Annotated in this window: 19 protein-coding genes; 15 read left to right on the forward strand and 4 right to left on the reverse strand. The window is 71.3% G+C overall.

What is annotated here, in order from left to right; all coding sequences use genetic code 11:
* Positions 1–163: 163 nt before the first annotated feature.
* Positions 164–1,198 carry an alcohol dehydrogenase catalytic domain-containing protein gene (locus ACTOWY_RS43425; protein ID WP_441315438.1) on the forward strand — a complete coding sequence of 345 codons (1,035 nt, stop codon included), beginning with the start codon at positions 164–166 and terminating at the stop codon, positions 1,196–1,198.
* A gap of 114 nt (positions 1,199–1,312) precedes the next feature.
* The gene (locus ACTOWY_RS43430) at positions 1,313–2,077 is read left to right on the forward strand and encodes a maleylpyruvate isomerase family mycothiol-dependent enzyme (RefSeq protein ID WP_441315439.1); all 765 of its coding nucleotides are present in this window, start codon (positions 1,313–1,315) and stop codon (positions 2,075–2,077) included.
* On the opposite strand, the gene ACTOWY_RS43435 is transcribed toward ACTOWY_RS43430, so the two are convergent.
* The gene (locus ACTOWY_RS43435) at positions 2,059–3,081 is read right to left on the reverse strand and encodes an NAD(P)/FAD-dependent oxidoreductase (protein ID WP_441315440.1); all 1,023 of its coding nucleotides are present in this window, start codon (positions 3,079–3,081) and stop codon (positions 2,059–2,061) included. The two genes, ACTOWY_RS43430 and ACTOWY_RS43435, sit on opposite strands and share 19 nt — an antisense overlap.
* Positions 3,082–3,189: 108 nt before the next feature.
* On the opposite strand from ACTOWY_RS43435, the gene ACTOWY_RS43440 reads away from it, so the two are divergent.
* On the forward strand, positions 3,190–3,966 hold the full coding sequence (locus ACTOWY_RS43440) for a MerR family transcriptional regulator (protein WP_441315441.1): 777 nt from the start codon (positions 3,190–3,192) through the stop codon (positions 3,964–3,966).
* Between the two features lie 144 nt (positions 3,967–4,110).
* Positions 4,111–4,686, forward strand: a complete 576-nt coding sequence (locus tag ACTOWY_RS43445) for a DUF6292 family protein (protein ID WP_441315442.1) — start codon at positions 4,111–4,113, stop codon at positions 4,684–4,686.
* Between the two features lie 5 nt (positions 4,687–4,691).
* Here the strand turns inward: ACTOWY_RS43445 and ACTOWY_RS43450 are convergent, their stop codons facing one another.
* Both ACTOWY_RS43450 and ACTOWY_RS43455 read right to left on the reverse strand, forming a co-directional pair.
* Positions 4,692–7,169, reverse strand: coding sequence for a GmrSD restriction endonuclease domain-containing protein (locus tag ACTOWY_RS43450; protein WP_441315444.1), 2,478 nt, complete (start codon positions 7,167–7,169; stop codon positions 4,692–4,694).
* A gap of 22 nt (positions 7,170–7,191) precedes the next feature.
* A complete protein-coding gene (locus ACTOWY_RS43455) occupies positions 7,192–8,277 on the reverse strand; it encodes a glycosyltransferase (protein ID WP_441315445.1) in 1,086 nt (361 codons plus the stop codon).
* A gap of 145 nt (positions 8,278–8,422) precedes the next feature.
* Here ACTOWY_RS43455 and ACTOWY_RS43460 point away from each other — a divergent pair, with 145 nt between their 5' ends.
* The 6 genes from ACTOWY_RS43460 to ACTOWY_RS43485 all read left to right on the forward strand — a co-directional run bounded on the left by ACTOWY_RS43460 (position 8,423) and on the right by ACTOWY_RS43485 (position 14,964).
* Positions 8,423–9,631 carry an MFS transporter gene (locus tag ACTOWY_RS43460; RefSeq protein ID WP_441315446.1) on the forward strand — a complete coding sequence of 403 codons (1,209 nt, stop codon included), beginning with the start codon at positions 8,423–8,425 and terminating at the stop codon, positions 9,629–9,631.
* A complete protein-coding gene (locus ACTOWY_RS43465; protein WP_441315447.1) occupies positions 9,628–10,977 on the forward strand; it encodes an ATP-grasp domain-containing protein in 1,350 nt (449 codons plus the stop codon). Before ACTOWY_RS43460 ends, ACTOWY_RS43465 begins: the two co-directional genes overlap by 4 nt.
* A gap of 122 nt (positions 10,978–11,099) precedes the next feature.
* Entirely contained in the window at positions 11,100–11,951 is an 852-nt protein-coding gene (locus ACTOWY_RS43470; RefSeq protein ID WP_441315448.1) for an SAM-dependent methyltransferase, read from the forward strand.
* 92 nt (positions 11,952–12,043) lie between these two features.
* A complete protein-coding gene (locus tag ACTOWY_RS43475; RefSeq protein WP_441315449.1) occupies positions 12,044–12,724 on the forward strand; it encodes a hypothetical protein in 681 nt (226 codons plus the stop codon).
* Between the two features lie 116 nt (positions 12,725–12,840).
* Positions 12,841–13,233, forward strand: coding sequence for a hypothetical protein (locus ACTOWY_RS43480; protein WP_441315450.1), 393 nt, complete (start codon positions 12,841–12,843; stop codon positions 13,231–13,233).
* A gap of 177 nt (positions 13,234–13,410) precedes the next feature.
* Complete coding sequence (locus ACTOWY_RS43485; protein ID WP_441315451.1) at positions 13,411–14,964, forward strand: NAD(P)/FAD-dependent oxidoreductase; 1,554 nt, start codon at positions 13,411–13,413, stop codon at positions 14,962–14,964.
* Here the strand turns inward: ACTOWY_RS43485 and ACTOWY_RS43490 are convergent.
* Entirely contained in the window at positions 14,961–15,884 is a 924-nt protein-coding gene (locus ACTOWY_RS43490; RefSeq protein ID WP_441315452.1) for a helix-turn-helix transcriptional regulator, read from the reverse strand. The genes ACTOWY_RS43485 and ACTOWY_RS43490 overlap by 4 nt on opposite strands.
* Before the next feature lie 159 nt (positions 15,885–16,043).
* On the opposite strand from ACTOWY_RS43490, the gene ACTOWY_RS43495 reads away from it, so the two are divergent.
* The 5 genes from ACTOWY_RS43495 to ACTOWY_RS43515 all read left to right on the forward strand — a co-directional run bounded on the left by ACTOWY_RS43495 (position 16,044) and on the right by ACTOWY_RS43515 (position 20,911).
* Positions 16,044–17,237: an MFS transporter gene (locus ACTOWY_RS43495; RefSeq protein ID WP_441315453.1), complete on the forward strand. Its 1,194-nt coding sequence runs from the start codon at positions 16,044–16,046 to the stop codon at positions 17,235–17,237.
* A gap of 1 nt (position 17,238) precedes the next feature.
* On the forward strand, positions 17,239–17,652 hold the full coding sequence (locus ACTOWY_RS43500) for a GFA family protein (protein ID WP_441315454.1): 414 nt from the start codon (positions 17,239–17,241) through the stop codon (positions 17,650–17,652).
* Positions 17,653–17,655: 3 nt separating this feature from the next.
* A complete protein-coding gene (locus ACTOWY_RS43505; RefSeq protein ID WP_441315455.1) occupies positions 17,656–19,029 on the forward strand; it encodes an aldehyde dehydrogenase family protein in 1,374 nt (457 codons plus the stop codon).
* Positions 19,030–19,068: 39 nt separating this feature from the next.
* Positions 19,069–19,428, forward strand: a complete 360-nt coding sequence (locus ACTOWY_RS43510) for a hypothetical protein (RefSeq protein WP_441315456.1) — start codon at positions 19,069–19,071, stop codon at positions 19,426–19,428.
* A 190-nt stretch (positions 19,429–19,618) separates the two neighbouring features.
* Entirely contained in the window at positions 19,619–20,911 is a 1,293-nt protein-coding gene (locus ACTOWY_RS43515; protein ID WP_441315457.1) for a BTAD domain-containing putative transcriptional regulator, read from the forward strand.
* The last annotated feature ends 72 nt before the right edge of the window (positions 20,912–20,983 follow it).

Raw genomic sequence — 20,983 nt, forward strand, 5'->3', positions numbered from 1 at the left:
CCTTCTTTAATTGACGCGGACGTGCCGGATCGGACGCTACTTCCCCCTGCCTAGACAAAACAAGACGCGATCCCTGTCAAGCCTCGATCGAGTGACACCCGAGTGTGCTTCCCCTCAATCACGGGCCTATTACGCCGCGCTGCGGTATGCCAGGATCCAGGCCGTGTCCGGAAACCAGTTGATGTCCGCGGCGGTGCTGCGCGAACTACGCGGCCCGATCACGGTGGAACAGCGTCCGCGCCCGGTGCCGGGACCAGGTCAGGCCCTGATCCGGGTCCGCGCGGCCGGGTTGTGCCACACCGACCTGCACCTGGCCACCGGCGAGGCCATCAAGCCGCCGCTGCCGATCGTGCTGGGCCACGAGATCGCCGGCGAGGTCGCCGAGGTCGGCCCTGGGGTGGATGTGCCGCTGGGCCAACGGGTTCTCGCCTATTACTACGACGGCTGCGGCGCCTGCGCCTGGTGCACCGGCGGCATGGAGAACCTGTGCGCCGCGCCGAAGGCCAAGTGGGGCTTTGACACCGACGGCGGCCTGGCCGAGTACTTCCTCACCGCGGCCCGCTGCCTGGTCCCCATCGCCGATGAGGTCTCCTACGCCGAGGCCGCGGTGCTGGGCTGCTCGGGCACCACCGCGGTCCGGGTGGTGCGCGCGGTCGCCGAGGTGGCCGAGGGTGAGGTGGTCGTGGTGATCGGCGCGGGCGGCGTCGGCCTGGCGGTCACCCAGGTCGCGGTGGCCGAGGGCGCCACGGTGATCGCGGTGGACCCGCACGAGCCGAGCCGGGCGCAGGCGAGCCGGTACGGGGCGGCGGTGGTGGCCGATCCGACGGCGGTGGATCCGGTGGCGGCGGTACTCGCGGCCACCGGCGGGCGCGGCTGCGATGTGGTGATCGACACCGTCGGCAACGAGCACACCCCCGGCCAGGCGGTGCGGATGACCCGGCCGCGCGGGCGGGTGGTGCTGGTCGGCTACACCGACCGGCCCGCCACCCTGGACGTGCTGGAGGTGGTGGTCCGCGAGACCATCCTGCGCGGCTCGGTCGGCGCGACCCTGGCCGACGCGCGGGCAGTGCTGGCGATGGCGGCGGCAGGCCGGATCCGGGCGTGTGTGGCGGAGGAGTACCCGTTGAGCGGGGTGGACGCGGCGTTGCGGCGGCTGGCCGAGGGGTCGGTGGTGGGCAGGCTGGTCGTGGTGCCGTAGCCGGGCCGGTCCAGCGGGCGTCGACACCGGCCGGAGATTATCTTCGGCTCGATGTCGAGACGGCCCTGCCGACTCCGACCAGCTCGTGAGAACCACCGATCACGAGAGGCCACCATGGACTTCCACCGCCACGCCGCCGAGATCCGCGTCCAGACCGCACTGTTCGGTGACCTGGCCGGGGCCGACCTGCGGGCCCCCGTGCCGTCCTGCCCCGGCTGGTCCCTTGGCAACCTGGTGCGGCACGTCGGCTACGGCCACCGCTGGGCCGCGGAGATCATCCGCACCCGGGCCACCGGGTTCCTGCCCGATGACAAGATGCGCAAGCTCGACGGCGACGACTCCCGGCCCCTGCCCGTGGACTGGCTGGTCGAGGGCGCGACCGAACTGTCCGAGGCCCTGCGCGCGGCCGGACCCGGAACCACGGTCTGGACCCCGCTGACCTCGGGCGGCGGCACCGACTTCTGGGCCCGGCGGTTCGCGCACGAGACGGTGATGCACCGCGCGGACGCGACCCTGGCCGCCGGGATCCCGTTCACCGTGGCCACCGAGGTCGCCCTGGACACGGTGGACGAGTGGATGTGGCTGGACTCGCTGGCCCAGCACTTCGACTACAACCCGGGCAAGCGCGCCCTGCTCGCTCCCGGTCGCACGCTGGCCTTCGAGGCCACTGACGCCGACGCCGCCTGGTTCGTCGACCTCACCGGCGAGGTGATCGTCTCCGGCCGTGGGCGGGGCGCGGCGGCGGTCACCGTCCGCGCCCCGCTGACCGATCTGCTGCTGGCGCTGTACCGGCGGAAGCCCTTCTCCGGCAACGGGATCACGGTCAGCGGCGATACCGCGCTGCTGGAGTTCTGGCTGACTCACATCGGATTCGGCTGAAGCTGACCGGCCAGGCCGTGGCGGCCCTCGCCGAGCACCAGTTCAGCCAGCTGGGACTCCTGCCCGGCGCTGAACGCGCGGCGACTGACCGCCTGCCGGGTGTCCTCCTCGACCAGGTCGGCGTTGATCGAGGTGGCCGCCACCATGCCCCCGGCGGCCGCCATGACCACGCTGGCCATCAGCTCGGTCACGTTGCCCGCCGCCCACACCCCCGGCACCGAGGTCACGCCCCGGCCGTCGGCCTGGAGGTGTTCGCCCATCGGGTGATCGGTGAGTGCCAGCCCCAGCTCAGTGAGGAAACCGGCGCGGGCGGCGAACCTCGGCAGCACCGCGATCGCCCGCCGCGGCACCACCCGGCCATCGGCCAGCCGGACCCCGGAGATCCGGTCCGCGCTGATCTCCAGCCCGGCCACCTCGCCGTCGACCACGGCGATGTCCCTGGCGGCCAGCTGCGCGCGTTCGGCGGCGCTCAGCTCGGGCGCGGTGTGCCGGAACAGCACCACATCCGCGCTCCACTGCCGCAGCAGCAGGGTCATGTGCATCGTGTTGGGGCCGCCGCCGAGCACGCCGACCGGCTGGTCCCGCACCTCCCAGCCGTGGCAGTACGGGCAGTGCAGCACATCCCGGCCCCAGCGTTCCCGCACCCCGGGGATCTCCGGCAGCTCATCGGTCAGGCCGGTGGTGATCAGCAGCCGGCGCGCGCCGAACCGCTGGCCGTCGGCGGTGTCCACCTCGAACCCGGTGGCGGTGCGGCGGGCGGCGGTGACCGTGCCGCGGCGGATCTCCCCGCCGTAACCCCGCACCTCGGCCGCGCCCAGTTCGACCAGTTCGGCCGGGGGCAGGCCCTCGCGGGTGAGGAAGCCGTGCACGCCGTCAGCCGGGGCGTTGCGTGGTTCGCCCGCGTCCAGCACGAGCACGGAGCGGCGGGCGCGGGCCAGGGTGAGGGCGCCGCTGAGTCCGGCCGCCCCACCGCCGATGACCAGGACATCTACGTTGGTTGTCATGGGCCCACCGTGCGCCAGTCCCGAGTACTTGGCAAAGTTCCTTGCTGTTTTGGCAAGTTGTGCGCCGCGGGTTGACCTTGACCCCGGGGCAGGGTCCATCCTCACCGGATGACCAACGGCGTCACGATCGGCCAGGCGGCGGCCTTCGTCGGCATCACGATCAAGACCGTGCGGCACTACCACCGGCACGGATTGGTCGACGAGCCGCGACGGGACAGCTCCGGCTACCGGCGCTACGGATCGGCCGAGTTGCTGCGCCTGGTCCAGGTCCGCACGCTGGCCACCGCGGGCGTGCCCCTAGCTGAGATCAGGCCGCTGCTCGACGCCGGCACCGAACAGTTCGCCGCCGCCCTGGACGACGTCAAACGCCGCCTCACCAAACAGATCGAGGACCTCACCGCGCGCCGCGACACCCTGCACCGGCTCACCGAGGGCGACCGGGCCCTGCTGCCCGAACGCGCGCTCGCCCTGCTGGACCGGCTCGCCGGATTCGGCCTGACCCCGGCGGACCTGGCGATCGTCCGGGAGGGCCTGGTGCTGGCCAGGGCACTGGTCCCGGAGGACTTCGACACCTACCTCGGCAACGTCGAAGCGGCCCTGGACGACCCCCGCTTCGTCGAGCTGCAACGGCTCGGCTGGGCCGCGGCGGACTGGGATCCGGACGATCCCCGGCTGGACGAACTCGCCACCGCCACCGCCGAGCACTACCTCGCCAACCCCGCCCAACTGGCCATCGTGACCGCCTTCCAGGGCCGCACCGACCCCGCCGCCCGGCACGGGCTGATCAGTTACCACAACATGGACAAGGCCCCGGCCTGGACCCGGCTGACCGCGCTCACCGAGGCCAAACTCCGCGCCGCCGGCGTGCCCATCCCGGGCCGCTGACGGCGGGGCCAACACCGTTACCGCACGGTGACCGCTTGCTGACCTGAGCGGACTCGCATTTGCTCCCGGGTCAAGCAGCGGTAATGTCTCCCCATCACAATCAAACACGCTGGCGAACCCGGCCAGTCCGGAAACGGAGCCAGCATGAGCGCAGCCCCCCGTCCAGCCAGCACTGGTTTCGCCGAAGCCAGGGCGCACGCCAGCCGGGTCGAGTTCGGTCAGCAGGTCCGCGCCGCGCGCACGGTCGCCTGCCACGCCACCGATCCGCAGGACCGCCACGACCTCCTGGCCATGCTCGGTCTGCCCAACCCCGAGCCCACCCCCGAACCCCCGCCGCTGTCCCAGGCCCTGTCCAGCTACGTGCACGCAGTGGCCGCCGCCCTGGGCGTCTCCACCGACGGCGCGCTGTGCGAGGTCACCGACACGGCAACGGCCTACCTGGCCCTCACCCGTCGCTGGCCCGGCCTGCCCGGCCACGACCTGATGCTCACCTGGACCGAACGCCACGGCTGGCTGGTCGCGGTCGAAACCGACCCGGCCGAAACCCCCGTGGTCATCGCCAGCCTGGGCGCGGACCTGACCCCGGCCCCGGCGCTGGTGGCCCGGTTCGTCACGGACGCGCTGGCCGGCGGTGCGACCGCGGTCGGCTCGCCGGGCCCGGTGGCCGGTGCGGACCGGCGTGGACTGGCCGAGCGGATGGCGGCACACTCGGTCGGCTGAGCCGATCAGCGCTCGGCGGTGTCCCGGAACCAGCGGAGGATCTCGCCGAGCGCTCGCACGTTGGCCGGGTCGGCCAGCACGGTCAGCGGGAAACTGGGGCGCAGGGCGAGTTTGCTCGCCGGGATGTCGATGCCCGGGACCTTGTTGAGCCGCAGGCGTAGTTCGTCGCGGATCGCCGGGTCGGTGAACGGCTCCCGAGTGGCCAGGTGCAGGAAAACGACCTCGATGTACCCGGCGGCGCCGTAGGTCGGGTAGATGGTGAACGGCCAGACGTGTTTGCGCCCTGGCCGGTCGAGCAGCAGGAAGCAGCTGGTCACCTTGACGCCGTCGCCGAAACCGAACCTGCCGCCCAGCTCCAGCCAGCAGGAGAGCAGGGCGTCCACGCCTTCGACCTCGTCGGCGGGGTTGCACATCTCCAGCTGCTCTTCGAACCGTCCCGAATAGATGTCGTAGTCGTCGGCATCCTCCGGCTCCCCTGCCAGGCCGGTGGCGTCCAGTCCAAGCAGTTCGGCGATGCTGGCCGCGGACAGCCACTGATCCCAATCGGCCATGTTGTGCTCGTCCAGCCGCACGCCATCGGCGCGCAGCACATCGAGGACCTCGCCTCGATCCGCGTCCGCCCAGCGGAAGGTGGCCGACACCCGGCCGTCGAAGCCCAGCACCCGGTGCGCGTTCACCACACCCGGGGTGTTGGCCAGGTGCACGCCGACCGGTCGCGGGTGCGAGTCGATCAGCGCGGCCATCTCGCCGTAGGTCGTCCACCCGCCTTCCGGCAGGGCAGCCAGCGCCCGGTGCAGCAGGCTCCAGTCCCTGGCCTTCTCCACCTGGTGCGCGCCGACCGGTCCCGGCCACAGCCGGATCGCCCGGTCGGCCAGATCCTCCGCCCTGGCCAGGATTTCCTCGGCGCCCCAACGGCTGGTGCCCGCGATCTGCCGGTTGAGTTCCAGGTGGCTGGCGGCCAGCAGGTCTTGTTTGCGCTGGAACGGGTGGTTGGACAGGGTGGCGTTGACCGCGGTCAGGGTCAGGTTGCCCAGGGTGTGCAGCAGTTCCCGGTGCCGCTCCACCGGGTCGCCGCCGTCCTCGGCGAGCACGTCGAGCCACTCCTGGGTCGGGGTCTGCGGCAGCACGTGCTCGATGGTGAGCTTGGCCCTGGCGAAGTCCACCGGCTCCGGGTGCTCGTGGCTTTCCTCCAGGCGTTGCAGCACAAGTTTGCGCTGGGCGGGCTGACCCTGCTGGTAGAACCGGTTGGTCCGGATCGCGGTGCGCAGCTCCTCATCGGTGGGCCAGGAGCGGCGGTGGCCGGAGAGCACCCAGCGCACGCCGTCGGCCACCGGCCGGTCTGCGGGCAGCTGGGCAGGCAGGTCCTCGAAGATCCGGCCCAGGCTGTTCGGCGCCACCTTGCAGATCATCCGGCGGACCAGGAAACTCTCGATGTAACTCAGCGCGGTGACGAAGTCCACAGTGGACAGTTCGCCGAGTTCGCGCTTCTCCAGCAACACCATCAGCGCCGGATGGGCCGCGGTGGCCGGCCAGCTCACCAGGCGCCGCAGGCTGTCGCGGACCGCCGGATCCGGCTCGCGGTCGGGTTCGGTCAGCGTGCGCAGATGCGGGGCGCGGCGGGTCAGCTCGAGCAGGTAGGACTCGACCGCCGCCTCGGTGCCGCCCGCCCGGCGCAGCCGTTCCTGTTGCGCCACATACAGATCCTGCCGCCGGACCCGCTCGTCCCCGGTCAGCACCAGGTGCAGCCACATGAGGTGTTCGAGCCGCTCGCCCAGGCCGCGTTCCAGCGGTAGCCACAGGTCGGTGTAGATCCGCTCGGCCTGGGTGGGCAGGCACATGAAGAGGTGGTTGCGCAGCAGGTCCGCCTGACTCAGCCGCAGACCGGTGTTGTTGAGCGACTCGAAGATCCGGTGCACGTTGTCGCCCCGGTCCGCGGTGACCAGCACCAGGCTCAGCCGGGTGGTCAGCGACTGCTCGATACGTTCCAGCGCCGCCGGATCGGTCAGCCGCGCCAGCCGCCGCCGGAAGTACCGGTAGGCCGCGGCGAGCCGGTCCTCGCCGGTGGCCTGCCCGTCCAGCAGGCAACTCCGGTAGCTGTCCCGGTCGGCCTGGGTGGGCAGCAGCCGCAGCCGGTCCTCGCCGTGTTTGTAGCGGTTGAGCAGGTAGAGGTCGTTGATCCGCTCGGTTTCGCCGAGGTGGTCGCGCAACGCGGCCAGCGCCAGACTCAGCGAAGTGAGTCGTTGCTGGCCGTCCACCACCACCCACTGCTCGAAGCCCGCCTCGCTGCGCGGCGAGGGCGCCAGCACCACCGAGCCCAGGAAGTGCGTTGGCCCGGTTTCGGGCGCCTCGGCCTGGCTGAGCACGTCCTCCCACAGGAGTTCGAGCTGTTTGTCCGTCCACGAGTAGGTCCGCTGGTACAGCGGCACCTGGAACTGGCGCTGGCCCTGGATCAGCCCGGTCAACGTGGTTTCCGAAGCACGCAAGAGTCCCCACCCCCGGCAGGAATTAGACCAGCAGCGTGTCGATCACCTCACCCGGGGTAGGCATGGCGGCGATCTCCGCGCTGACCTCGCGGGCCGCCGTGCGCCAGCCGGGATCCGCCAGCAGCCGCCGCAACAGCTCCGGCGTGACCTCCTCGGCAACCGCTTTCACCCCGGCCCCGCGCGTGTGCACCGCGTCCGCCGTGATGAACCGGTCGGACCCATCCGGCAGCACCAGCTGCGGCACCCCGGCCGCCAGCGCCGCCAGTGCGGTGCCCGAGCCGCCGTGGTGCACCGCGGCCGCGCAGGTCTCCAGCAGCCGGTGCCACGGCACCCAACCGGTCGGTTGGACGTTGGCGGGCAGGGAGCCGAGTTCGCTGATGTCCATCCGGCCCATGACCAGGGTGACGTCGGCGTCGATCGACGCGGCGGCGGTGACCACGCGGTCCAGGCGGGTGAGGCCGTCGACCTTGGGTGGCACGGTGCCCAGGGTGACCGCGATGCGGGGGCGGCCGGTGGGCTCGGGGAGGTCGCCGGGGGTGTCGAGTGGGGTGGGGCGCACGGGATTGCCGTAGTCGGGGCCGGGGATCATGCCGCGGGGGGCGATCTCCAGGGTGCTGGTGGGGGTCAGGCCGGGGTGGCCGAGTTCGGTGAGCATCAGCTCGCGCAGGCCGGCGGTGCGGGTGAAGCCGAGTTCGTGCTGGATGGCGGGGATGCCGAGTTCGGCGGCGGCGATCAGGGCGGCCGGGTAGAGGTATTCGTAGATCACCAGGTCGGGGCGCCAGGCGCGGACCGTGCTGATGGTGGCGGGCAGGGCGGCCAGGTTGACCTGGGCGGCCAGGGGGACGAAGGCGGCCCGGTCGGCGGAGTTGGTGGCCACGGTGCGGGCCAGCAGGTCAGGGTGGACCTCGGCGCCCCGGCGGCGGAGTTCGTGGCGCCAGTCCAGGCCGGGCTGGATGGACAGGTGTGGCAGGTCGAGGGTGGTGATCGCCTCGCCGCCGTCCAGGGTGGCGAAGGCGATGGCGTGGCCGCGGTCACGGAATGCCGTGGCCAGCGGAATCATCGGTAACAGGTGGCCGGCTCCGGGACTTCCCAGGAAAAGGACCCGCATGAATCAAATCCTTCAATGTTGCGAGCAGAGTCACATCGGCCGGATTGGCCGAGGACAGCACAGGATGATAACATTCTGTTTCTCCGTTGTTCATCCCCGCCATTTGCGATGAACTCGATTCTACAAATAACCGAGTTGAGCGAATGTGACCCGACTGTACAACGGCTACCAACTGTTCTCCGGACTGCTCTGGTGGCTGCCCGTCTTCTACCTCTACCAGCGCAACGCCGGTCTGACCGACGAGCAGATCTTCACCATCCAGAGCATCTACTACGTGTTCTTCTGCCTGCTGGAGATTCCCACCGGCGCGCTCGCGGACCGGTTCGACTATCGCCGGTTCCTGCTCGCCGGGGCGGGCACGCTGCTGGTCGCGAACCTGTTGCCGGTGTTCTGGCCGGTGTTCTGGGGATTCCTGGTGCACTTCCTGCTGGTGGCGCTGGCGAACTCGCTGGTCTCCGGTGCGGGCAGCGCCTATCTGTACGAATACCTCGTCCGTTCGGGCGAACCTGAGCGTTATCGCAAGGCCGAGGGCAACGCGCGGGCGGCCAGTCTGATCGGGCGGGTCGCCTGCCTGCCGCTGGCCGGGTTCCTCATGCAGTGGCACACCCCGCTGCCCTACCTGCTCACCGCCGCCGGCGCGGCCGTCGCGGTGCTGCTGGCCGCCCGCCTGCCCGCGCTGCCCGGTGGTCAGCGGCAGCCGGACAAGGCCGGCCGGGAGCCGCTGTCCCAGGCGCTGACCGGCGCGGTTCGCCTGGTCACCCGCTCGAAGCTGCTGATGCTGTTGATCGTGCAGGGCGTGGCGGTGTTCACCCTGGTCCGGGTGTTGCAGACCAACCTGTTCCAGCCGATCCTGGCCGCCAAGGACCTGCCGGTGGCCGCCTTCGGCTCGGTGCTGGCCGCCAACGCGTTGTTCGAGGTGGCCGGGGCGGCACGTTCGGCGCTGGTGCGGCGCTGGCTCAGCGACACCAGGGCGATCTTCGTGCTGACCACCGTGCTCGCATTGCTGCTGGCGTTGCTGGTCCCGGCCGGGCTGGCCGCGACCATCGCGCTGATGTGCGTGTTCTCCCTGGTCTCCGGGGTGGCCTACCCGATCCAGCGGCAACTGGTCAACGACGCCGTCACCGATCCTTCCCGCCGGGCCACCGTGCTCTCTGTCGAGTCCATTGTGGACAGACTGGTGTGCTCGCTGGTCGTGCTCGCCCTTGGCGCCTACCTCTCCGCCGGGGCGCTGAACCTGTTCCTCCTGCACCTGGCCATCGGCACCGTCGTGCTGATGACCGTGCTGGCCGTATTCCTCCGCCGGGCGAACCGCCGCCGCGCGCCGGAGGCCGTGATCGAAGGAAGCACCCGATGAGCAAGAAGATCCTCTACCTCTACGTCAAGGGCGGCGCGCCGCTGGAGCACGTCTTCCCGCGGATCGCGGGCGAGGGCGAGCTGCACGTGCTCGCGCTGACGCCGTTGCCGGAAGCCGGTGAGTCCGAGTGGCGGCCAGCCTGCACCAGCGTCACCGAGCTGGACACCGAGGCCCGCGGTGAGGCCCTGGTGGACCTGGTCGTCGAGCACGCCAGGGCGCTGGGCGCGGACGCGGTGCTGTCGATCTCGGAGTTCGCGGTGCTGCTGGTGGCCAAGGTCGCGCAGCGGCTGGGCCTGCCCGGTGGCGGTCCGGGCCTGATCACCGCGCGGGACAAGCGGTTGATGCGCGAGACCTGGGAGCGCGCGGGCGTGCCGATCCCCCGGTTCCGCCGGGTGGACTCCGAGGCTGACCTGGCCGCGGCGATGACCGAGCTGACCCCGCCGCTGCTGCTCAAACCGGCCTGGGGCGCCGGATCCGTGGCCCAGCTGGTGCTGCACACCACCGAGGACGTGGCGCCCGCGTGGCGGCAGGTCGCCGAGGCACTGGAGCTGGGGCACCAGGTCGGGATGAACGAGCTGTACGCGCCGGACACCGACCGGGACCTCCTGGTCGAGGAGATCCTGGCCGGTTCGACCGAGGGCTGGTACACCGAACCCGGCTACGGCGACTACGTCAGCGTCGAGGGCATCGTGGCCAACGGCGTCTACCACCCGCTGTGCATCACCGGGAAACTGCCCGCGATCCCGCCGTTCACCGAGGTCGCCAGCACCATGCCGAGCACGCTGCCCGAGCCGGTGCAGCGGCACCTGGAGGACATCTCCCGCCGCGCGGTGGACGCCCTGGGCCTGGAGACCTGCGGCACGCACACCGAGATCAAGCTCGGCCCGGACGGCTTCGGCGCGGTGATCGAGACCGGCGCCCGCTTCGCCGGGCTGATGGTGACCAAGCAGATCGAGGAGGTCTTCGGTTTCGACCCGATCGCCATGCTGGTCCGCGAACTACTCGGCGAGCCGGTGGACTATCCCGGGGCGATGATGACCGAGGGCAAGCGGGCCGCCGCCTCACTGGCCGTGATCCCCACCGACGCGCACGGCACCCCGTGGGCCAGCACCCCGCCCTGGAACCCCTCCGGGGTCGCCTGGGACACCCTGCTCTCCCCCGGCACCACCGCCGATCAGGTGAAGGCGTTCGAGATGCCCGAGGGCGATCCGGTGCCGGTTTATGACCCGTCCGGGGGATCCCGCAACTGGCTTGGCGTGTTCTTCGTGACCGCCGAGGACGCGGAAACCCTGCGCCGGGACTGCAATGCGGTGCTCAACGGCCTGGAAGCGGCCCTGCCCGCCTGACTGGCGACAATACGACACTAGAAGAATCCGGACATACACGGCGATACGGTCAATGGGTCGTCGTGTGTGTCCGGTTCGCGGCGGCAGACCGATCGAGTTCCGCGCCCAGGGAGCCCGCCCGCATGCTGCGAGACATCCGTACGTTCGGCAAAATCCTCCGCGCCATCACCACTCGCGACCCCGCTGCCCGGGTACGACGGTTCTACGAGTTCACCGATCCGGAAAACGACTTCGCCGGTCAGCAAACCCGGTATGTCAACATCGGCTATTGGCAGTACCCCGACAGCACCCTGGACGAGGCGGGCGCGGCGCTGGCCACCTGTCTCGGCGACGCGGTGGCCCTGGGACCGGACCACGACGTGCTCGATGTCGGCTGTGGTTACGGCGAGCAGGATTTCCTGTGGCTGGGCACCGGAAAGGCGCGATCGGTCACCGGTGTGGACGTCACCCCCAGGCACGTGCTGGCCGCCAGGGAACGCGCCGAGCGGGCCGGGCTGACCGACCGGCTCGCCTTCCGCATGGGCAGCGCGACCACCTTGCCCTTCCCGGATGACAGCTTCGACCGGGTGGTCTCGCTGGACGCGGCCTTCCACTTCCACCCGCGCAGCGCCTTCTTCGCCGAGGCCTACCGGGTGCTGCGGCCGGGCGGCCTGCTCGGCACCGTGGACACCCTGCCGCTGCACGGCGACACCCCGCGGGAGGTCTTCCGCTCGCCGCGGTTCAGCCTCTACCGGTTCAGCATCCCGGATGAGAACTGGCACGACCGCGCCGCCTACGCCGAGCAGCTGACCGGGACCGGGTTCGCCGAGGTCGGCGTGCGGTCGATCCGCGAGCACACCTGGGAGGGCTGGTTCCGGCACTGGGGTGATCCGGGCCGGGCGAGCACACCGGACTGGTGGCAGGACCAGGACCAGATCCGGCGCGAACTGGACCTCCTTGACTGCGTACTGGCCGTGGCCCGCAAACCCGGCTGAGCCGGTGACAGCAAGCGGCCAGGGCTGACCGGGCGGCGACTCACCTGGCTACCTTCGGGGCGATTCGTCGGCCAGGTGAGGGGTTGCTCGTCATGCGTGCTCGGTGGGCACTGCTGGTGCCGCTGCTGGGGATGCTGGGGGCCTGCGGCCCGCCGGAGCCGCCGCCAGGGCCGGTGCCGAACCTGCTCGTGGAGTACGTGCGGGCGGCCGAGGTCCGCGACGATCCCCTGGCCCGGTACCGGGAGCACAGCCGCACGCCCGAGGACCGGATGGCCAACTTCGCCGCCCACTTCTCCCCGCAGCAACTGCAGAACGCCCTGTTCGCCCACCGCCGGTGCCAGGACGACGCCGACTGCGCCCCCAGCGAGGCGGCCAGTGCCGCGATGCGGGAGTCCGGCCGCACCGAGATCTTCCAGCGCCACCTGCTGATCCGGCGTGCCGACGGGGCGATCGAGGTGCTCGCGCTGCACGTGGCCCGCGCGCCCGGCGGCCCGGCCCGGGTCTTCGACCGCACCGGACGGGACTACGGCGGCGAACTGGACGAATTCCGGCGGGAGAACACCTTGCTCGCCCCGGAGGACTACCTGCGCGGGCCGCGCGAACTGTCCAGGCTGGACGGCGAGGGCGAACTGGTCACGGTCACCGGCTCGACGGCCCGGCGCTGGTCGATCGGCGGCGGCACCGTGCTGACCGTGATCGGCGCGAGCCTCACCCTGGCGCTGCTGGTCGCCGGGATCGTGCTGTTGCGGCGGCGCGCGGCGCGGGACTGGTAGCCGATCGACTCGCCCCCGAAGGTCCGCCTCTTCGGGCCGGGAACCATGATCGCGCGGTGGTGATTCGTTGACGCGCGCGGCAAGCGGTTGCCTGGTGGAGTGTCCTGGAGTTCCGCGTGCCGGGCCCGCTGGAAGTGCGGCGAAACGGGGTGTGCCTGCCGGTGCGGGCGCCGCGGCAACGGGCGCTGCTGGCCGCGTTGTTGTTGCGGGCCAACGACGTGCCCACCGCGATCGGCGCGGTGCTGATCACCTCACTGGCCAACGCGCCGTTCAGCATCGCCTACACCACCCTGCGGCAGACCGCGGCGCCGGAAGCGTTGGTGGGCCGGGTTTTCGCGATCACCACCGGGGCGGGCAGCCTGGCCTTCATGCTGGGTTCGCTCGCCGGGGGCGCGCTGGCCGATTCGGCGGCCCGGGAGGCGATCTTGTTGTCCGCCAGTGCTTTGCTGCTCGCGGCGGTGCTGGCCGCGCCGTTGTGGCGGGTGCGGCAGGTCAGCAGGGCGGGCTGACGCCGGCAATACTGCCGGTCCGGATTTGCCTGGAGTGGCCGATGATCTGGGGTTTTCCCGGACTTTTCCGGCTAGGGCAGGTGGTGTGCGGCAGTCTCCCCGAACAGCCGATGGCCAGCTGTGGCGGGCGCGGGTTTCCTGGAGGGCGCCGAGCACACAGCCCTGGGGAGGACAGTCGTGCTGCAGCACGCCGCGATTCTCGGCGGCGGGATGGGTGGGATGCTGGCCGCGTTCGCCCTCGCACCGCACGCCGAGGCAGTCACCGTAGTCGAGCAGGACGGGTTCGCCGGGGAACCGGTGCCGCGCCGGGGGGCGCCGCAGGCCAGGCACACGCACGCGCTGGTTTCCGGTGGGGCCAGGGCGATGGAGGCGCTGGCGCCCGGGGTGCTGGCGGAGCTGGCCGCGGCCGGGGCGCAGCACATCAACCTGCCGGGGCGCTATCTCGGGCTGGCCTCGCGGGGCTGGTTCCCGCGCTATGCCGGGCGGCAGTTCATCCTCGGGTGCAGCCGGGAACTGCTGGAGTCCAGCCTGCGCGCCCGGTTGCGCGAGCTGTCCAACGTGACCGTGCTGGGGCGGACCGAAGTCGTTGGGCTGCAAGGGAGTCCGGCCGGGATCACCGGGGTGCGCACCGGGCCGGGCCGACTGGCCGCGGAGCTGGTGGTGGATGCCACCGGCCGGCGTTCCCGGGCGCCGCGCTGGCTGACCGAGCTGGGTTTCCCGCCGGTGCGTGAGTCCATTGTGGACCCTGGGATCTTCTATGCCACCGGGGTGTTCCGGGCGCCGGCCGACGCCGGTCCGGATTTCCCGGCGGTCACCCTGCAATCGAGTCCGCAGCGCGAGCCGGGGGTGCGGCGCAACGGGACGTTGCTGCCGATCGAGGACGGGCTGTGGATGATCACCCTTTCCGGCGGGCCGGGCAGCAGGCCGGGCACGGACGCCGGGGATTTCCGCGCCTTCGCCGCGCTGCTGCCACATCCGGTGCTGGCCGAGTTGATCGAGGCGGCCACCCCGATCGGCACGCCCTTCGGATTCCGCGCCGATGCCAACCGCCGCAGGCACTTCGAGCGACTTCGCCCATGCCCACACGGTTTCATCGCCCTCGGGGACGCCTACGCCACCGTCAACCCGGTGTACGGGCACGGCATGTCCGCCGCCGCGCTGTCCGCGCTGGCCCTGCGCACCGAGTTCGAGCGGCGGCGCAGGCCCGGAACCCTGTCCCTGCAACGCGCCGTGGCCAGGGCGTCGTCGAACGCCTGGGACATGGCCATCGGCCAGGACGCCCGCTACCCCGGCACCAACGGCCCGGCTCCTGGCCGGTTCGACGGGTTCTTCGACAAGCTCGGCGACTGGATCTCGGCCAGCAGCGGCCGCAGCCGCCTGGTCACCGACATCAAGGCCGACATCTTCGCCCTCACCGCCCCACCCAGCCGGATGCGCAGCCCCCGGGTGCTCTGGCAGGCCATGCGCGGCGGTGACAGCGGCGGCCCGGTGCTGCCCGACCCGCCCTTCACCGCCGCCGAACGCCGGGTGCTGGGTGCTGGGTGCCCGGCAACGCTAACCCCCGGCGTGTTGGCCGTTGTCGTACCCAGTCTTGGCCGATCTGGTACCACTTGGGCCAACTGGTACGCCCACTTGGGCCAACTCGGCGTACCAGTTGGGCCAACTCGCCGTCCAGAACGGCCAAGACGCCGTACGAGAACGGCCAAGACGGTGTGGGTGGGTGTGGGCTAGCGCTCGGTGGTGGCGTCTGGGCCCCAGCTGGCCAGTAGGCGTAGGGACTGTTCGGCGGGGGTGCCGGGTTTGGCGTGGTAGGTGGTCAGGGACTGGTCGTGGTCGCCGGGGAGGGCCAGGGTTTCGTAGTGCAGGGTCAGATCGCCTACCAGGGGGTGGGTCAGGCGCATGGTGCCGTGGGTTTTGCGCTTGACCTCGTGTGCGGCCCACAGCCTGCGGAAGTCCTCGCTTTTCAGGGCGAGTTCCCCGATCAGCGCGGCCAGCTGTGGATCGTCGGCGTGCTCGCCGGCGCCCAGCCGCAGTTGTCCGGCCACGTCGTAGGCCTTGGCCTCCCAGTCCGCGAACAGCGTCCGCGCGGCCGGGTCGAGGAAGGCGATCCGGGCCCAGTTCCGGTCCCGCGGCTCCCGGTCGGCCCAGTCGCCGAAGAGCGCGGAGGCGGTCTGGTTCCAGGCCAGCACATCGGTGCGGCGGCCCCACACGTAGGCGGGCACGCCCTCCATCGCCGTCAGCAACTCCCGCACCTCTGGCCGGACCTGCTGACGCGGTGGCTCGGACTGCCGATGACGCCGGGTCGGCTGGGCCAGGCGCAGCAGGTGGGCGTGCTCGGCGTCGGAGAGCCGCAGCACCCGGGAGATCGCGTCCAGCACCTCGCGCGAGACGTTGTGCGCGTTGCCCTGCTCGAAGCGGGTGTAGTAGGCCGCGGAGACCCCGGCCAGCTGCGCCAGTTCCTCCCGCCGCAGGCCCGGCACCCGGCGCCGCCTGCTGTGGTCGGTGAGGCCGACGTCGGCGGGTTTGAGGCGGGCCCGGCGGGTACGCAGGAACTCGCTCAGCTCGGCTGGCGGGGCCGTCGGCGGGACCGGTTCCGGCGCTGATCCCGGGGCGGCTGCGGGCCCGGTGCGGGCGGCGCGCTCGGTTGCCATGCTCCGAGTATCGCGCGAAGTCCGCGACTCAGCCTGTCCCTGCCAGTGCTAGTCACCAGGGACGTAGGCGAAGTGGGTGTCTGGTTAGGACAGTCGGCCCGCCGCAAGCTCGGTGTGTCCCCGGGCGAGCGCCCGCCGCACCACTCCTGGAGCATCAGGATGACCCACACTCTCACCACTGCCCCGAAAGCCCGAGCCGACCGGCTACCGGCCAGGGCCCTGCTCGGCCTGTTCCTGGCCGGGTTCATCAGCATCCTCACCGAATGCCTGCCAGCCGGGCTGCTGCCGGAGATGAGCCGCACGCTCGGCACCAGCGTCTCGCTGACCGGCCAGACCGTCGCGATCTACGCGCTGGCCACCGCACTGGGCGCCATCCCACTGGCCCGGCTGACCGCGGGCTGGCCGCGCAAGCACGTGTTGCAGCTCGCCCTGGCCGTGGTCGCGGTGGCCAACGTGCTCACCGCGCTGTCCAGCGACTACACCCTGACCCTGGTGCTGCGCTTCGCCGCCGGACTGGGCACCGCGCTCATCTGGCCGCTGCTCGGCGGCTACGCGGCCCGGCTCGCCCCGGCGCGACATCAGGGCCGGGCGATCGCGATCGCGCTGGCCGGAACCCCGATCGGGCTGGCCCTGGGCATCCCGCTGGGCACCTGGCTCAGCGGCCTCGGCGGCTGGCAGCTCGCCTTCCACGCCTCGGCCGCGGTGAGCCTGGCGACCATGGCCTGGGTCCTGGCGACCCTGCCGAACCTGCCCGGCCAGCCAGCCGAGACCAGGTTTCCGATCTCCCGCGTACTGACCATCCCCGGACTGCGACCGATCCTGTTCGCGCTGGTCACGTACATGATCGCGCACAACATCCGCTACACCTACATCACCGATTTCCTCGGCTACGCGGGCATGGCGGACCAGACCGGCTGGATGCTGTTCGTCTTCGGGGTCACCTCGGTGCTCAGCGTGCTGGTGGTCAGCGCGCGGATCGACCGGCACCTGCGCACGCTCGTGGTGGGCAGCACCGTGGTGTTCGCGGCCAGCGTGCTGGTGCTGGCGATGTTCACCGCCGTCCCGGCGCTGGTCTACCTGGCCGTCGCGGCCTGGGGCTTCGCCTTCGGCAGCTCACCCAGCCTGTTCGTCAGCGCCGCGATCACCGCCTCCGGCGACGCCGCCGATGTGACCCAGTCGATCACCATCACGGTCTTCTCCGGCGCCATCGCGGCCGGTGGCCTGCTCGGCGGCCTGCTGCTCGCGGGCCTGGGCACCGCCTCGATCACCTGGGCTGCCCTGCTGTTGCTGATCGTCGCGGCCGCGATCGTCCTCGGCGGGCGGCGGCACGCCTTTCCCGGGAAGGGCGCCTGACATGCGCACCGGACACTGCCTGTGCGGCGCCATTAGCTACCGCTTCCGCGCGGCGCCGGGCCCGGTCATCCTGTGCCACTGCGAGCACTGCCAGCGGCACAGCGGCGCGGCCTTCTCGGTGAACGTGCTGGTGCCGAGGGACTCCCTGGACATCACCGGAACACCCAGAACCTACCGAACGGTCGGGACGGAGAACGGCAACCAGCGGGACCGGCTCTTCTGCGGTGACTGCGGCACCCCGATCTTCACCATCCTGCATGAACGGCCCGAGCTGGTGATCGTCAAGGCCGGAACCCTGGACGACCCCAGCGGCCTGGAGCCCGCCGCCGAGGTGTGGTGGCGCCGGGCCCAGGACTGGATCAACCCGGACCCGGACCGGCCGCGGTTCGACGGCGACGCGAAGACCGAGGAGTAGACCATGAGCTTCCAGACCATCAACCCCGCCACCGGCGAACTCGTCCAGGAATTCCCACTCCAGTCCGATACCGAAGTCCTTGCGGCACTGGACAAAGCCGACACGCTCTATCGCGAGGACTGGAAGTTCCGGCCGGTCGCGGAACGGGCCCGGATCGTGGGCCGGGCCGCCGAGATCCTGCGCGCGAAACGAGACGAGTACGTGGGGTACCTGACCCTGGAAATGGGCAAGGTCACCCGTTTCGGTCACGCCGAGGTCGATCTTGTCGCCGACATCCTGGACTACTACGCCCAGCACGGGCCGGAGTTCCTCGCCGAACGGTCACTGCCCGGCGAACCCGGCGCGACGCTGGTCACCGAACCCATCGGCGTCATCCTGGCCATCGAACCGTGGAACTTCCCCTACTACCAGCTGGCCAGGGTGGCCGCCGCGCAACTGGTGGCGGGCAACGTGGTGCTGGTCAAGCACGCTGAGAGCGTGCCGCAGTGCGCACTGGCCTTCGCCCGGCTGTTCGCCGAGGCGGGCGCCCCGGCCGGGGCGTACACGAACCTGTTCTGCGATATCGAGCAGATCGGCACACTCGTGGACGACTTCCGGGTCCGCGGCGTCACCCTGACCGGCAGCGAGCGGGCCGGGACCTCGGTCGGCGAACGCGCGGGCCGCAACCTCAAGAAGGCGGTCCTCGAACTCGGCGGCAGCGACCCCGCGCTGATCCTGCCGGGCGCGCCCCTGGACCACGCGGTCGAGCAGGTCGTGATGGGCCGCACGTTCAACTCGGGACAGGGCTGCGTCAACATCAAGCGGGTCATCGTGGTCGGCCGGGAGCGGGGTGCGGAGATGCTGGCCGCGCTGACCGAACGCTTCGCCGCGATCCAGGTGGGCGACCCGACGGAGGAAGCCACCCTGATCGGTCCCCTGGCCAGCGAACGCGCCCTGGACGGGCTGCTCCGCCAGATCGAGGAGGCCAAGGCCGCCGGCGCCCGGATCGTGCGCGGCGGCAACCGGATCGACCGGGCCGGGTGCTACCTCGAACCGACGATCATCACCGGCCTCGGCGAGCACAACCCGCTCTTCCACGAGGAGGCGTTCGGGCCGGTGCTGTCCTACTACGTGGTGGACAGCGAGGAGGAAGCGATCCGGCTGGCCAACGCCACCCGGTTCGGCCTGGGCAGCTACGTCTTCGACGCGGACGTGGCACACGCCCGGCAGGTGGCCACCCGCTTGGAAGCCGGGATGGTGTACATCAACTCCTGCTTCGCCGACTCGCCGGGCCTGCCCTTCGGCGGGGTGAAGAACTCCGGATTCGGCCGCGAACTGGCCGAGCTGGGCATCGGCGAGTTCGTCAACCGCAAGCTGGTGCGGGTCGCGCTGGCGTAGGGTTGAGCACGGCTTTCGCCCCGGCAGAGGGAGGTCCAGGTGCGGCGTCGACGTGTCCGGCCCGGCCGAGGACCGGCCGCCGCGCTCTCCATCGTGATCGCCGCCGCGGTCAGCGCGGGCATCAACATCGCCACCAGCAGTCCCGGCTGGACGATCATCGTCGGGGTGAGCGTGCTGGTCCTGCTGTGGGCCGGACTGGAGTGGTGGCGGGCGGCCGGCGCGACTGAGTCCGGGCAACCAAGCCAGATTCGGATCGGTCAGCGCGCCACCCGGGTCCAGGGCGGCGAGATCGTCGGCGCGGAGGGACTGCCGCCGGGCGCCGGGCTGGAGGTCACCCAGGAGGTGACCGAGGTGGGCGAGAACGGCTCGGTCATCGGGTACCGCGACCCCAAGGTGTGACCCGCGGTCAGCACCGCGCCGAAACCGGATACATCGATCGGTCGACCCGTCCACTGAGGACAGCCTGTCCTCAGTGCATCCGTTGACCTGCGCGGACAATCCCCAGCACAACCCCGCACACCGCTGGTATCGATCATGCGGCCCGTGTCAGACTCGCCCCTTCATCGGCGGTCCAGGGAGGGAACGCGGGTTGGAGATCCGGATCCTGGGGGAGATCGGTATCCACGGGCCAGACGGCCAGGTTCGGCTGGAACGGATGGCCGAGCGCGGGGTGCTCGCCGCGCTCGCGCTCTGCCCAGGCGAGTGGGTGAACGCGCACACCCTGGCCGAGCACATCTGGCCCGCCGGGCCGCCGCCGAGTGCCGCGGCGAGTCTGGGCAAGTACGTGGAGCGGGTGCGCACCGCGATCCAGACCGCGGGCGGGGACAAGAACTGGTTGCGCACCAGGGGTGTCGGCTCCGCGCACACCGACCGGGCGCGGGCCTACCGGCTCGACCTCGACCCGCTGCTGGTCGATCACCACCGCTCGGCCGCGCACGCCCGGCAGGCCAGGACCGCCGCCGGTCACGGCGAGCACGAGAAAGCGATTGCCGAGTACCAGGCCGCGCTCGGGCTCTGGCGCGGTGAACCGCTCAGCCCGGTCACCGGGACCTGGGTGGAGGGGCAGCGGTTCATGCTCGCCCAGGAACGGCTGCGGATGCACACCGAACTGCTCGCCGAGCAGTTGCACGCCGGGGACTTCCCCACCGTGGCCAGCAATGTCACCCGGCTGCTCAACGAGTGCACGCCCACCGACGAGCTGATCATGATCGGGTTGCGCGCGCTGGCCTGGTGCGGGCGGCACACCGCGATCCGCGAGTTCCTGGACTTCGCCACCCAGCGGATGCGCGCGGCCTGCGCGGCCGAACCCGGTCCCGGGGTGCGCGCGCTGGCCCGGCACCTGCTGGCCAACCCGCCCGCGACCGCCGAACCGGTGCCCGCGCCACCGGAGTCCTTCGCCGAATCCGCCGCGGTGGTGGCCGCGCTGCCACCGGACGTGCTCAGCTTCACCGGCCGCACCGACGAACTGCGCGAGCTGACCCAGGCGGTGCTGCGGGCGGCCGAGGACGCGGGCGGCACCGGGATCATCGCGGTGGACGGCATGCCCGGCGTCGGCAAGACCACCCTGGCCGTGCACGCCGCGCACCAGCTCGCCGCCCGCTTCCCGGACGGCCAGTTCTTCCTACGCCTCAACGCCTTCACCCTCGGCCAGCGCCCGGTGGAACCGGCCGACGCGCTGATCGACCTGCTAGTGGCCATCGGCGTCCCGGCCCGCGGCATCCCGTCCTCCTGCCAGGCGCGGGCCGCGCTGTGGCGGCGCCGGGCCCGCGGCAAGCGGCTGCTGCTGTTGCTCGACGACGCCGCCGGACACGACCAGATCCGCCCACTGCTGGGCGGTTTCAAGGGGTCGTTGCAACACCGCTGTGGTTTAGGCGGTGAGTAGATCACGCAGACGCTCGGCTGGGGTGGCCCAGCCGAGCGTTTTGCGTGGACGGCCGTTGAGTTCCTGAGCGAC

This window comes from Crossiella sp. CA198, from assembly GCF_052078295.1.
GTDB lineage: Bacteria > Actinomycetota > Actinomycetes > Mycobacteriales > Pseudonocardiaceae > Crossiella.